Annotated in this window: 10 protein-coding genes; 6 read left to right on the forward strand and 4 right to left on the reverse strand. The window is 42.2% G+C overall.

The genetic code is table 11. From position 1 onward, the window contains the following. Positions 1-72 precede the first annotated feature (72 nt). The 6 genes from gorA to F0249_RS13645 all read left to right on the forward strand — a co-directional run bounded on the left by gorA (position 73) and on the right by F0249_RS13645 (position 9,037). Positions 73-1,443, forward strand: a complete 1,371-nt coding sequence (gene gorA / locus F0249_RS13620) for a glutathione-disulfide reductase (RefSeq protein ID WP_171757000.1) — start codon at positions 73-75, stop codon at positions 1,441-1,443. 155 nt (positions 1,444-1,598) lie between these two features. After that, the gene (locus F0249_RS13625; RefSeq protein WP_171757001.1) at positions 1,599-2,921 is read left to right on the forward strand and encodes a protein kinase; all 1,323 of its coding nucleotides are present in this window, start codon (positions 1,599-1,601) and stop codon (positions 2,919-2,921) included. 22 nt (positions 2,922-2,943) lie between these two features. Beyond that, positions 2,944-4,383: a chromosome partitioning protein ParA gene (locus F0249_RS13630; RefSeq protein WP_171757002.1), complete on the forward strand. Its 1,440-nt coding sequence runs from the start codon at positions 2,944-2,946 to the stop codon at positions 4,381-4,383. Continuing rightward, on the forward strand, positions 4,383-4,946 hold the full coding sequence (locus F0249_RS13635) for a sigma-70 family RNA polymerase sigma factor (protein ID WP_017052091.1): 564 nt from the start codon (positions 4,383-4,385) through the stop codon (positions 4,944-4,946). Before F0249_RS13630 ends, F0249_RS13635 begins: the two co-directional genes overlap by 1 nt. A 29-nt stretch (positions 4,947-4,975) precedes the next feature. Next, positions 4,976-6,538, forward strand: coding sequence for a hypothetical protein (locus tag F0249_RS13640; RefSeq protein WP_171757003.1), 1,563 nt, complete (start codon positions 4,976-4,978; stop codon positions 6,536-6,538). 189 nt (positions 6,539-6,727) lie between these two features. Then, on the forward strand, positions 6,728-9,037 hold the full coding sequence (locus tag F0249_RS13645) for an acid phosphatase (protein WP_171757004.1): 2,310 nt from the start codon (positions 6,728-6,730) through the stop codon (positions 9,035-9,037). A gap of 64 nt (positions 9,038-9,101) precedes the next feature. On the opposite strand, the gene F0249_RS13650 is transcribed toward F0249_RS13645, so the two are convergent. The 4 genes from F0249_RS13650 to F0249_RS13665 all read right to left on the reverse strand — a co-directional run bounded on the left by F0249_RS13650 (position 9,102) and on the right by F0249_RS13665 (position 13,849). After that, complete coding sequence (locus F0249_RS13650) at positions 9,102-10,043, reverse strand: SPOR domain-containing protein (protein ID WP_171757005.1); 942 nt, start codon at positions 10,041-10,043, stop codon at positions 9,102-9,104. A gap of 176 nt (positions 10,044-10,219) precedes the next feature. Continuing rightward, positions 10,220-11,164, reverse strand: a complete 945-nt coding sequence (locus F0249_RS13655; protein WP_017052087.1) for an ABC transporter permease — start codon at positions 11,162-11,164, stop codon at positions 10,220-10,222. Between the two features lie 2 nt (positions 11,165-11,166). Further along, a complete protein-coding gene (locus tag F0249_RS13660; RefSeq protein WP_113796120.1) occupies positions 11,167-12,144 on the reverse strand; it encodes an ABC transporter permease in 978 nt (325 codons plus the stop codon). Positions 12,145-12,295: 151 nt separating this feature from the next. Then, on the reverse strand, positions 12,296-13,849 hold the full coding sequence (locus F0249_RS13665) for an ABC transporter substrate-binding protein (RefSeq protein WP_017052085.1): 1,554 nt from the start codon (positions 13,847-13,849) through the stop codon (positions 12,296-12,298). Positions 13,850-13,955 lie beyond the last annotated feature (106 nt).

A 13,955-nucleotide genomic window follows, 5' to 3' on the forward strand; every position in this document is an offset into this window, starting at 1 on the left:
GTTCCTAAGAAATACGTCCCAATCTATTCATTAATACTGAATTGAAATAAAAACTATAAAACGGAGAAAGTAATGGCAACGCATTTTGATTATATCTGTATCGGTGGCGGTTCTGGTGGTATTGCATCGGCAAATCGCGCCTCTATGTACGGTGCAAAAGTCGCAATCATCGAAGCTCAAGAGCTTGGTGGTACTTGTGTAAACGTAGGTTGTGTTCCGAAAAAAGTGATGTGGCACGGCGCTCAAGTCGCTGAAGCAATCAACTTATACGCAGAGGACTACGGTTTCGACGTTGAGCTTAAAGAGTTCAAATGGAACAAGATGATTGAAAACCGCCAAGCGTACATTGGCCGTATCCACCAATCTTACGACCGCGTTCTGGGCAACAACAACGTCACCGTAATCAAAGGGTTTGCTCGCTTTGTTGACACCGAAGGCGAAAATGTAAAAACGATTGAAGTCAACGGTGAGCTTTATACTGCTGATCACATCACGATTGCTGTTGGTGGTCGCCCAACGATTCCAAATATCCCAGGAGCGGAACACGGCATCGATTCAAACGGCTTCTTCGATCTGATGGAACAGCCTAAACGTGTTGCGGTTATTGGCGCGGGTTACATTGCCGTTGAAATCGCAGGTGTATTACACGCATTAGGTACAGAGACTCACCTGTTCTGCCGTAAAGAGTCACCACTACGTAGCTTCGACCCTATGATCGTCGAAACGCTGGTTGAAGTGATGAATACTGAAGGCCCAACGCTTCATACTCACTCTGTGCCAAAAGAAGTGGTTAAAGAACAAGATGGTAGCCTAACGCTTCACTTAGAAAATGGTGAAAACCAAAATGTTGATACGCTCATTTGGGCGATTGGTCGCCATCCTACAACGGACGCCATTAACCTAGGTGTAACCGGTGTTGAAACTAACGATCGTGGTTACATCAAAGTAGACGAATACCAAGAAACGAACGTGAAAGGCATCTACTGTGTCGGTGACATCATGGAAGGTGGTATTGAGCTAACACCAGTTGCCGTTAAAGCAGGTCGCCAACTTTCTGAGCGCCTATTTAACGGTAAAACAAACGCTAAGATGGACTACGAGTTGGTACCAACGGTGGTATTCAGCCACCCACCAATCGGTACGATCGGCCTAACGACTCAAGAAGCGGAAGAGAAGTACGGCAAAGACAACATCAAGGTATACACCTCTGGCTTCACGGCTATGTACACAGCGGTAACTAAACACCGTCAGCCTTGTAAGATGAAGCTAATTTGTGCAGGTGACGACGAGAAAGTTGTCGGCCTACATGGCATCGGTTTTACTGTTGATGAGATGATTCAAGGCTTTGCTGTCGCAATGAAAATGGGCGCAACTAAAGCTGATTTCGATTCAGTTGTCGCAATTCACCCTACGGGTAGTGAGGAATTCGTTACCATGCGTTAGGCGCTAATATTGAGCAAAAGGTCAGTAATTACTGACCTTTTTTTTTATTTTGTTACCTAACGCTTATTGAGAGCCGCTTTGCCATTCGAAATTAATATATTTTTCTGAAATATATTATAAACTTAGCCAAACAAAATAAAAAAATAATAGTCGTCGTGCAGCTAGGTTCCAGTTCAACTCAAGTTTTCTACAATCTGTTAGATCTTGATGAAGTCGAAAGAGAAAAGCAGTTATTTACTCTTAAGATTCATCAACCCAATCTATATAGGCAGTTACAACCTTTACTTAAAACGGTCACTTCAGAGCCACTCACTCAGTTGCTCGGCTTCCACGCACAACAAGCAATCAAACAAGAGTTCAATTTCTCCGATCAAATCATCGGTAAATACCAACTTCGTCAAGAGATAGGTCGAGGGGGGATGGGGATTGTCTATGCAGCAGAGAGAGCAGATCATACTTTTGAGCAACAGTTAGCCATTAAGTTTATTCAAGCAGGGTTGACAGACATCTTAGGCAGAAGAGCACTGTTTGATGAAGCACAACTACTCGCAAGGCTCAATCATCCTTACGTGGCAAAAGTATTTGATGGCGGTGAACACCAAGACTATCTCTATATCATCATGGAACGGGTTATTGGTGACACACTGAATGCGCACTTGGAAAGAAATAAACTGTCTAAAAAAAGAAAGTTGCTACTTTTTACTCAAATTTGCCAAGCTATTGAGCACGCCCACCAGCAACATATACTCCATGCTGATTTAAAGCCAGAGAACATCCTTGTTGATAGCGATGGAAACCCAAAGCTTTTAGATTTCAACATTACCCAAAAAGTGGCCACCAATGACAGTCACAGTGATCTTCTACTTGCGTACAGTGAGCACTATGCCAGTCCAGAGCAGATGGCTGGCGATTATTTGACGAACCAAAGCGATGTCTATTCGCTGGGGAAAATACTGTCGCTAATGTTTCCAGATGAACATCCGCGATCTGATGTTTTCTGTATCATTCAAAAAGCGACTCAAGAGCAGCCAGAGCAGAGGTACAAATCTGTCGAAAAGCTGCGTTATGATATAAAAAACATTCTCACGCATCAGCCTATTTCCATAAAACAAAATATGCCGTTTTATAGCACTCTAAGGCTATTTCAGCGTAAGCCAATTCAAATGATGCTTGGGGGGTTATTAATAATATCTGCCGCGGCTTTTTCGATCACTCTCATCCAAAAAAACCACCAGTTAGAGCAAGAAAAACAGGTCGCTGAAGAGATGATGTTTGAAGTGGCCAGTTTAATGTTTCATAGCAAAGGGGATGTGAATGCACAGATGTCCGTACAGACGATGCTTGAACTCACGAGACGAAGGATCCTTGCAAACCCCAACTTACCTCAACACATAAAACAAAAGATGCTATTAGCCATGATGACGCCGGTCCCTAAAAAGAGCAGCCTCAATTGCGCGCCAAATTGCACAAAAAAATAAAACAACGTAGAAGAGAATAAACATGAAGAGTATGGCTTTGCTCGGCGCGTGTATCACACTTTTTAGTGGCATTACCCACGCTCAATCAACCCCTAGTACGGGGTATTTTATCGATGCTCCGGTTAGTGGTTTGTACTACCAAACCAGCTCAGGGCTATCTGGAGTCACCAACAAAGGGAAATACCAATATAACCCAAATGATGTGGTGAGCTTCTTTTTAGGGAGTGATGAATCAAGTTATTTACTGACTACGTTATCGAGCCAGAAAATCATCACCCCTAGTCTTGCGACGACTCAACCAAGCCGTAGTATCAATATCACGCGCTTGCTTCTCTCACTGGATAGCACGCCATTGAATCAAGAAGAGATTGTGCTTGCTAGTCGCTTATTATCCGATCCAAACTTTCAGCAGAAGCTTAAAAATATTGATTTAAGCTTCTTAAACAGTTCAAGCCAAGATCTCGGTATTCCACTGGTTAGCGTAAAAACCGCCGTTGAGCACCTTAATCAAAGCCAAGAGTACATTCAGAAGAACTTCACTTCTGATGATGTTATCTATCAGCCACTCAATACTCGCCTAAGTAATATCATCATCAAGAAAAAAGATTGGTCAGGTAAGTTATGTGCTTATGATTTACGTTATCGAAAACATCCAAAATACACCCCGCCTTTCGGCAGCATGTCTTATCAAATTACGAATGACAGTATGATCCAATACCCTAGCGTGGGTGACTACTTTAATGGCTGTTATTTAGATCTCAATAAACAATACAAAGAGATCGTAATCGAGCCTATCGGCAACTTCGCTCAACAACAGGGCTTAGTCGGATGCGCTCAAGATGGTTGTACTCGTAATGATCTCAACGGCTTTTCGATCGAAAACTATAGCGATGAAGGAAAGTGGAAATATCGGACAGTTGCCTTAAGTTTTGACCCAAGCACCCAACTATTAATGGAGAAAGTCCAAGGGCTAGGTCCGACTGAAAAGATACAGCATAATAATCAAACTGAAATGCTTTGGTTTACCTACCCAGAAATCAAAGGTAACAACATCTCTTACCAAGGTATTTGGCAAAAAACGCAATACCTTAGCGATAACACGACTCAGCAATGTTTACTTATAAAACAGCGTAAAATATTCCTAACCGAAAAAGAAAATACAGATTGCCCAACAGATATTAGCCAGTACAGCATCGACGTCACTGACCAATATCCAGATATGTGGTGGCTAGAAAGCTCACAGGGTTCAGCGACTCTCGCTCAAATGAATATATTAGTTCGTTGGTACAACAAAGACTCCCAACCTCAATACACCACTTGGGAATATTTACCTGCTGGGGAAAGTTGGGATCAAGGTGTGCTTTATCGCTATAGACAAGAAAAAAGAATACAACAAGACGGCTCAGAGCAATTAGAGACGTTCAAAATCTCCGAGTTCAAAAAAATTGCAGGAGCAGCATAATGGCAAACTCACTGACCCAAATTATCCAACAGTGGCAATCTGGCAACAAACAAGCTGAAAGTGAACTCTATCAATTTGCCTATTTGCAACTCAGAAAAATCGCCCAACAAGAGCGTGACAGAAGCGCAGTAAAACATGGCATTGACAACGAAGTGCTTGCCGATAGCGTAAATAGCACAACCGCCCTCATACATGATGCGTATTTGAAAATGAGTCACTCAGATCTCAGCGATGTATCAAACAAGCGTGAGTTTTTTCTGATGGCGGCAAAAGTGATGCGCCAAATACTGATAGACAACGCACGTTCGCTCCAAGCGAAAAAACGCCAACAACTGACATCTATTCCGAATTTGCATGACGATAAATTCGAACAACTGATTATTGTCGATAAAGCGCTGGATCGGTTTAGTGTTCAGTACCCTAGGCAGTCCAATGCGTTAAAGCTGAAATATTTGATGGGGATGAGAAATCAAGAGATCAGCCAACTACTCGAATGCAGCGATAGCTTAATCGAAAAAGACCTAAAATTTTCGCGCTGTTGGCTACAGTCACGCATGGCTTAATCATTATTCAATTTAGAGCGTTAATAACAATGAACAAACGTCGGCTTCTATTATGTGTCACTTTATTCGGGAGTGCCGCTTGGTTATGGATCTCATCGACCTATAGTGAAGAGTTAACAGCAACTCTGAGTGAACGATCAAAACAGCCTCAGAGTGCGAATTCAAACCTTGAACCACCTCACCCCGAGGTTTCAAACGCTACCTTGAATATGGTGAAAAAGAATCCAAAAAACATTCCACTTACCGAAAAGTTCGATGCTGCGAATGTTCATGCTTCACCGTTAAACCAAGAACAAAAAAACTCTGAACAAGCGTTGTTAGACGCCTTTGAACCAAACAGTACGACGGTAATAGTCAGTACCGATGATAACAATGACGGAACAGGACAAAACCGAAAGCCGGAACTCAACCAACAAATTCATCAACAGCTACAAACGGTCATTTATTCATGGCAACTCACTCAAGGTAGTCCTATCAGCTATGAGTTGAATCTAAATCAGCTGTTTTCAGATCCTGATGATGATTTTTTAACGACTCGAATCGACCTCAGTGCGTCAGGGCTCTCTATATCCAATAACGGCGCTTTACTCATTCAGGGGACACCCGAATTACAAACTGAACTTTCTCGCCTAACGGTATCAGTAAGAGACAGTTACCATGGTGATGATCAGCAAGCGTGGGTTTCGGCACACTTCTCACTACCAGAAGTAGAAGCATCAACTGAAGAACAAGAACATCCGCTCATCGGTGACATTGTTTATCGCTTAGAATCAGCCAAGCAGCACGCAGGAGTCAGTTACAACTATGAGGTGGTTTTCTGTGAGGCATTCAAATTCATTAATGATGTTGTTTATTACGCCAAATCAACGGCCAAAACTTCCTGCCCCAATGAAAATCAACTGCGTGACATTGGGCATTATCAAATAAACGGAAACCAACTCATTATAAGCAGTAACGAGTCTAGCTTTCATGCTCAGCAAGTATGGGATTTAAAGAAAGAGTACTCATCGGTACAACAAAAAGGTGTGACGAACTATTTCACCACAATTTATGATGGTGAAAAATACGAAAGCTACACCTTACAGAAAAGTAAAGCGGCAATGGAAGCAAAAATAAACATTCATACAGGCCAATATGAATACCAATCAGCCACTTTTGATTATCTTATTCTGACACCAAAACAAGAGTATCTCCTTGTTTATGCAGGTAACTACATTTACCAGCGAGAGAATATTGGTAGCAATGGTGAGTTTATGGATTCCGACCTTAATATTCACGGTTACGATATCAGCCTCAATTGCCAATATGTCGGCCCATTTTTCCAATCTTCAGTGATGGCAGGAAAAGGTAATTACGACATTGATATCGTATCCTCAAGCACTCATCCCGAGAATACGTACTCTTTTCATTGTGGTGAGTTCCCTTCAAATCAGCGTTTTTCACTTTTCACTGATCTCACATACAGTCCCTATGATGAGTTCATTGATGGCAACGTATACAGCTATATTTTTAGACCAAAACCTGAGTACGCACATTTGTATGAGGAACTAAAAATGAATTTTGTCTACCACTCTCCAACCAGAAATAAATAGATCGATTGTCTTAAATAAAAGAAAAACGTAAAAAAGTTTACGGTTTTTTTCATGCTTTCCGTGTCTTGTTATTGCTTATGAAAACTCGTAAAAAACATGGCTTAAAGATTCTAATATCGGCTTAAAAAATAATCAGTGGTAAACAAGGAACTGTGGGTCATCCACACCTTAAATAACAAAGGATAAATAATGAAGAAGATTACTTTGCTAGCAGCGTCAGTAGCAGTGGCACTAACAGGTTGTGGTGGCGGTTCGAGCAGTTCAGATGGCGCAGCGCCGCAAGTGAGTATTGCATCTTTTGACGGCTACTTTAAAAATGCAGTCATGTTTGTTGATAGCAATGACAATGGTGTATGGGATGAAGCTACTGATGAATTCATCGGCTTAACAAAGAGCAAAGGTGAAGTGACAATGACGGAAAAACCTTCCGGAATTATCGCAGTCCAAACTCTAACTCCTGGCGGTACAGCACAAGCAAAACTGATTAGCCTTAATGCAGATAAATATGCAGGTGTTTACACTGTTGATATGGATCACCCAGCCCAACCAATGGCTCATGAGCTTGTTTTCCGCGCCCGAAATGGATCTGATGTTATATCACCAATCACTGACTTATCTTTAAGCTATGTAGAGAAAGGCCTCACAGAAGAGGACCTTGTTGCCGATCTAGGCTTGGAGTCAACAGATGAGCTTTATACTGATTTTGTTGATGGCGAAGATAAAAACACTGATTTGCACAAAACAGCACAACTATTAACTGAAACAAAAGGTTCTGGCTCGGATATCAACAGTAAACCTCAAGAGTTTGTGCAAGATGCAAAACAGAGTGTTGATAGCATGACTCCAGAACAAAAAGCAGACCCAAGCTACAAAGCTCCTGTTGATGGTGACAAATCGACATCTGAAACACCTACATATAAAACAACAGTAAACGCTGAAGTTTATAAAGAAGTTCAAAATAAATTCGATAGCTTGAATTTAACTTTAGGTGACAAAGGCTCTAGTGATTACTTCTTTAGTATCGATATTAACAATCTATTTGAAGATAAAGACATCAGTCCTGATGAATCATTTATTGAGGTTGCTGGAATAAAAGTTTATGACAACGACAAACTGAACGCGAGTAACGTAAAAGCAGTCATTAATTACCAGACAGGAATACTGAATGTTGGTGTTAGTCCATCAGACACAGTTGATCTTGCAGGCGATATCACTTTAGATCTAGTCTCTGGGAACTCGGACTTAACCAATTCATTAAAGGCCACATTCTCATTTACTGTTGACAAAGGCGAAGCTAAAGCACCTACGTATTCCGATAACGGTGTTGCGGGTTTACAAACACAAGTTAACCTATGGGAGCTCACTAAAGGTAAAAGCTTAGGTGAAGGCTATACACTCGACTTCTCAACACTATTTAGCAGCGACGATCAGCTGACTTTATCTTTCTCTTCCAATGCACTAGCTAATGGTCTCATTTTTGACAATATGGGCACTGGTATCATTGGCGTTCAAGGTACACCACTCCGCTCAAAACAAGATGATGACACAAACTATACAATCAAACTAAAAGCAACTGACGCTAGTGGGTTATCGACAATTGTAGAACTCGACCTTCCAGATGTACAAGAAGCGCTCAAACCAGATACACACCCTCTAGAAGGTAAAACCTGGTACATCTTAGAGCATGGCAGTTCAAACGGAGAAGCAGAACAAGAATATTCAAGTATTTGGTGTGATTCGATCAAGTTCGAAGATGGGATTGTTCTCGGAAATGTTAGAAGCATTGCAAATAAAACAACATGTACCGAAGCAGACACACAAACAGAAGAAGCAACTTACGAAATCGTTGATGGATCGATCGTCGCGACGTTCCATTTTGAAGAAGATGGTGAAAAACTAACAGAAAAATTCCAAGTTGAAGTGGCTAATGACGCTGACAGCATTTCAACTGGTGCAAAAACCATTGTTCACCGTTTACTTGATTCAGATGAAGAGTCTGCTGAACGTTACACATATTTCATCAACAAAGCTGACATCGAAAAGCGTCTCAATGTAACGTCAGAAATGGGGCCAGAAGCCCGTACTTTTAATGCTTACTTACCCGCTGAAGAGGATAACGCTTATAATTTAGGTCAGATAGGGCTGTCACTCCGAGAGAATACTCACTCAAATGATCAAGGCGAGATGGATGCCAACTTATCTTTCGACGTAAACAATACCGACTTCACTTGTGAGACGGTTAACGAGTTCTTCTCGAACTTCTACTTCACTGGTGAAGATATCGGATCCATTAAGTCTAAAGACTATACAGGATCATCAATCGAGTGTTACACAAGTGAAGAAGATGGCATTAAGCACGCTTCTGTTGATTTTGACCTACCAAGTCTAACGGTCAATAACGTATACAGTGTTATTGGTAAAGTGAAAGACAATAATGGTGAGTTCATGGAAGCGATGAAGTTCAACATCAAATGGACAGGTACAAGTAACAACGATTAATTAAGCTAATAAAACGAAGCCCCGCATTGCGGGGCTTTGTTTATCACTTTGTCTTGTCTCTACACTACTTCACACACAATACATTCAGCAATGATGACCCCTTTAGTTGGGTGATTCTTCCGTTGGTGAATAATCCTTTCTTCTGATGGCCCCAATATGGCAGATGCATTGGCCAACTGTCTTTTTCCATCACATTTGTCGCCAGTAATTTTTTCCACTCATCTTCTGTTACTAAACGCATTTTAAGTTCGCTACAAACTTCCCCTGCGTTGTCATAACTTAAACGGTTCCATGCTTTGCTGTGCTCCATATAGAACTGGTTATTATCATCCAAAACATATGGCACAACATAAGTTCGCCCGTCTACTTGCGTTTGAACTCGGACGGAAATATCGGTATTTGTGGTTAGCTCAGATGTCGCTAATACCTGCGTTGATTTAGGTTTCATTGTGTTCCGCACAGACGGTGACGCTTTTGCTTTAGGCTCTTTTGTTTTAGCACCTTTAGCTTTAAGCGCTTTATTTTTCGCGGCTGGATCGGGTTTTACTGACGGTTTAGCTTGAGGTGCTGACTTATCAACCACTCGAATAAAGGCTTCTTTATAGGCTTTAAGGCTTCTGACTTGCGAAAGCTCTTTCTTCGCATCCGGGAAGTTATCGTAAGGCCCAATCAGGCATCGATATCCATTCCCTTCGGGCTTCATCCACACGTCCGTCGATATTTTCTGATAAAGCGGTTTCGCAGTAGCAAGAGGTAATGTCTTGGCTAACATCCCACATTGAATCCAAAACGTTGGATCCTCAATGTTTTCATTCGGCAACGCCTTGCCCCATAAGCCTTTACCAATAGGGCAACTTTGGCTCAACTGTGGCAACTGATTTGCGGCAGCTTGTGTACCATCACATAAGAATGACTCTGCGTGAGAAATAGTGGTGAAACTCAAAGAAGCGGCCACTATTAAGCCTAGGCTGTAGGTTTTATTTTTAATACGTGGCTTTTTTGCCATTCTAAACTCCATACATACTCTAGCTGATTGATAGAGAAACCGTTGTTTTTTCCATACCAATCACATTCAAGGATTTGACGATAATGCGATACCCTAGATTACATGCAAAAAAAGAGCCGTAATATCTTACGGCTCTTACTTTTCATTATTAATTAGCTAACAATCCAATTATTCAGTTACCCTTTATAGATCTTAGGGTTGAATACATCTCGCAACCAGTCACCGAGTAAGTTTATTACCAACACAAGGGTAACTAAAAGTACACCTGGGAATGCGGTGATCCACCACGCGCCTGAGAAGATGTAGTTAAACCCTGTGCTAATCAAGGCACCAAGCGAAGGCTGATCAACCGGTAGGCCTAAACCAAGGAACGACAATGCCGCCTCAGACATGATGGCATTCGCTATTTGTACGGTAGAAATAACCAAAATTGGCGATAAACAGTTCGGCAAGATATGACGGAACATGATGCGTGGCGCTTTAAAGCCCATCACTCGTGCCGCTTCTACATACTCTTTCTCTTTTTCAGCCAATACCGACGCACGAATCGTACGAGCATACTGAGGCCACTCGGCAATACCGATGATCACCACCAGCATTAGCACTGCGTATTGACTATAAAAGTCACTACCAAAACTTGCCTTGAAAATCGCAGAGACAATTATCGCGACCATCATTGTCGAAAATGACAGCTGAACATCGGCAAACCGCATTAGGAAACTATCAATTCGACCACCAAAGTAACCTGATGATAGTCCAATAATAATGCCCAAGAACAGCTGTAAACCAACCGCTAAGAAGCCAATCGTTAACGACAAGCGAGAGCCGTAGAGCATAGTTGAAAGAATATCACGGCCTTGTTCATCGGTTCCGAGCAAGAAACGCTCATCCCCCTCTTCCATCCACGAAGGAGGAAGTTCGGAGTCCATGATATCAATAGAAGTCACATCATATGGGTCCATCGGTGCCACGAGTGGTGCCGCGAGAGCCATAATCAAAAAGATAGAGAAAATGGCAAAACTGAACATCGCCACTTTATCGCGTAAAAAATAATATAAAAAATCTGACTGTTTAAAACGTTCCCAAGTAGACGGGGCAACGGCAGTTTGAGTATTGCTCATGACTATGCTCCTTTACCTGTAAGATTAACGGTCGGGTTAATAATTCCGTACAACAAATCGACAATCGTATTTGTCACCACAAAAATAAGCCCAACAAAAATAACGTAAGCAGTGATCAGAGGGGTGTCCACTCGATTGATCGCTTCTAAAAATAGGAAGCCAGTACCCGGCCACTGAAACACGGTTTCGGTCAGAATGGTATAAGCCACCATGGTACCAATTTGCACACCACCAACCGTTAACACTGGAAGCAGAGTATTTTTCAGAGCATGTTGATAGTAAATTTTATTCAGAGCCAAGCCTTTCGCTTTAGCAAATTTTATATACTCAGAGCTCAACACTTCTAACATTTCAGAACGAACTAAACGAATAAACAGCGGCAGCATAATCGATGCCAACGCAATGCACGGCAACACTAAGTGTGCAAGACCGTCGAGACTAAAGAAGCCAGACTCCCAACCCAATAAATTGTACGTTTCTCCGCGTCCAAAAGAGGGAAGCCAGCCTAACTCAATAGAGAAGACATACATCAGCATAATCGCGGTCAAAAATACCGGCACGGAGATCCCGATACTACTGCCCGCCATAACGACTTTGGTAAAAAAACTCTTTGGGTGGATGGCGGTATATACACCAAGAGGTATCGATAAAAAAACAATAATCAACGCTGCGCCGAATACCAACTCTAGCGTCGCGACTAATTTATCTAAAATCACGTCAACGGCTGGACGCTTGAAGAAATAAGATGTGCCAAGATCGCCCTGAACAGCGGCGCCAATGAAACGAGTATATTTAGTAATGAAGGGATCGTTGAGGCCTAACTCATCGCGCAAAGCTTGACGCTCTGACTCAGAAACAGATTGCCCAACTAACTCACGTAACGGATCACCCAGATTATCCTGAATGGAAAACGCCACCAAACTGATCACAAACATCACTATCAGTGCCTGAAACAGGCGCTTGACCAGAAACGTAAACATTCCTTGCCCCTTAACTATCCATGTATTTCTATCGCTAGAAAATATAATTCAGCCTTTAAAATGATACACCGCCCGACTGAAATAAGAGGGTATACAAAGAGTAAACAAAGAGCCGCCAAGTCGACGGCTCTTATTTAGCAAGTAATAAAGATTACTTAACTACAAGGTCGCCAAAGTAAGGCATAACCATTGGGTTAACTACCGCAGCTGCACCTACGTTAGATTTCGCACCCCAAGCTTCACTCTGCCAGTGTAGTGGTACAAATGCTGCGTCTTTATAAAGTGTTGCTTCGACACCTTTCAGCATCATTGCACGTTTCGCTGCATCAGTTTCTGAGTTCGACGCTTCAACAATCGCATCCATCTCAGGGTTTGAGTAGTGACCACAGTTATATTGACCACGGCCAGTCTCTTCGTTACGAGTCATCGTTAGGAACTCATTAAAGTTCGCCGAATCTTCTGTATCTGAGTGCCAACCAATCATCATCATATCTGCAGCACAGACATCGAATTCAGGCCAGTACTGCGCTTTAGGCATGGTTTTAAGATCAACTTTAATACCAATCTTAGATAGCATTGCCGCTGATGCTTGTGCCACCTTCGCATCATTCACATAACGGTTATTTGGAGCCATCATTGTTAGAGTAAAGCCTTTCTCGTAGCCCGCCTCTTTCATTAGCTGCTTAGCTTTTTTCAGGTCGTAGCGAGGAACAAGAGACTCATCGTGTCCTGCGTAACCTGTCGGGCTTTGCTGGCCAGCTGATGTTGCAAATCCTTTCATGATCTTCTTAACGATACCTTCGTTATTGATCGCATGAACGATAGCTTGACGAACGCGCACATCTTTTAGCGCTTCGTTGCTGTTTTGGTTCATTTGGAAAGTGATGATACGTGTACCAGGAAGGGTAACCAAATCGACCCCTTTCGCATTCTTAACACGCTTGTGATCATTTGGCGCAACAGGGTGAATCATGTCCACGTCACCAGAAAGAAGTGCAGCAACACGCGTCGCATCTTCTTTAATTGGCACTAACGTTAGCTTATCTACGTTACCGTCAGACTTTGAATCCCAGTAATCATTAAAGCGTTCAAATACCACTTTAACGCCCTGCTCACGAGACGTTACGATGAACGGGCCCGTACCTGAAACGTTAGTCGATGCAAAAGAGTTACCATGCTTAACCACTTCAGATTTTTCTTTGCCATCTGACGTCTTACCTGAATAGAACTTGCTATCCATAGGGAAGATGTACGTTGCTGTTTGAAGAACCAATGGGTATGGCGCTTTTGAAATGAGTTCTACTGTGTAATCGTCAACTTTTACCAATTTTTCATACGGCGTAAAAATTGATTTAAAATCAGGTGAATTTTGAAGACGCTCGAATGTCCATACTACGTCGTCTGCGGTTAGCTCATTACCAGAATGGAATTTTACACCTTTACGTAAGTTGAAACGGAAAGTTGTATCGTTCACACGCTCCCAGCTTTCAGCTAGGCGTGCTTCAAAGTCCATTGACTGAGAGAAGCGAACTAGAGGGTCAAATACCATGTGAGACATTTGCAGTGTGCCGCCAGATAGCTGCTCATGCGGGTCAAGTGATACAGGGTCAGCTGCATAGCCAACGGTAATATCTGCTGCCGCTGCGCCAAAACTTAGGCCAGCTGCCATCAAAGCGACTGCTAACTTGCTTTTCATGGTTTTCATTGCATAACTCCTTCATGCGGGGACTTAAATCCCTATTTTATGTATTTGCTTTGTTTTATATCCAAGAGAACTTGGAACCACTGCCTTTTCTTACTTTTTTATTTCG

It is taken from the genome of Vibrio sp. 03-59-1 (assembly GCF_013114135.1).
Lineage (GTDB): Bacteria > Pseudomonadota > Gammaproteobacteria > Enterobacterales > Vibrionaceae > Vibrio > Vibrio cortegadensis.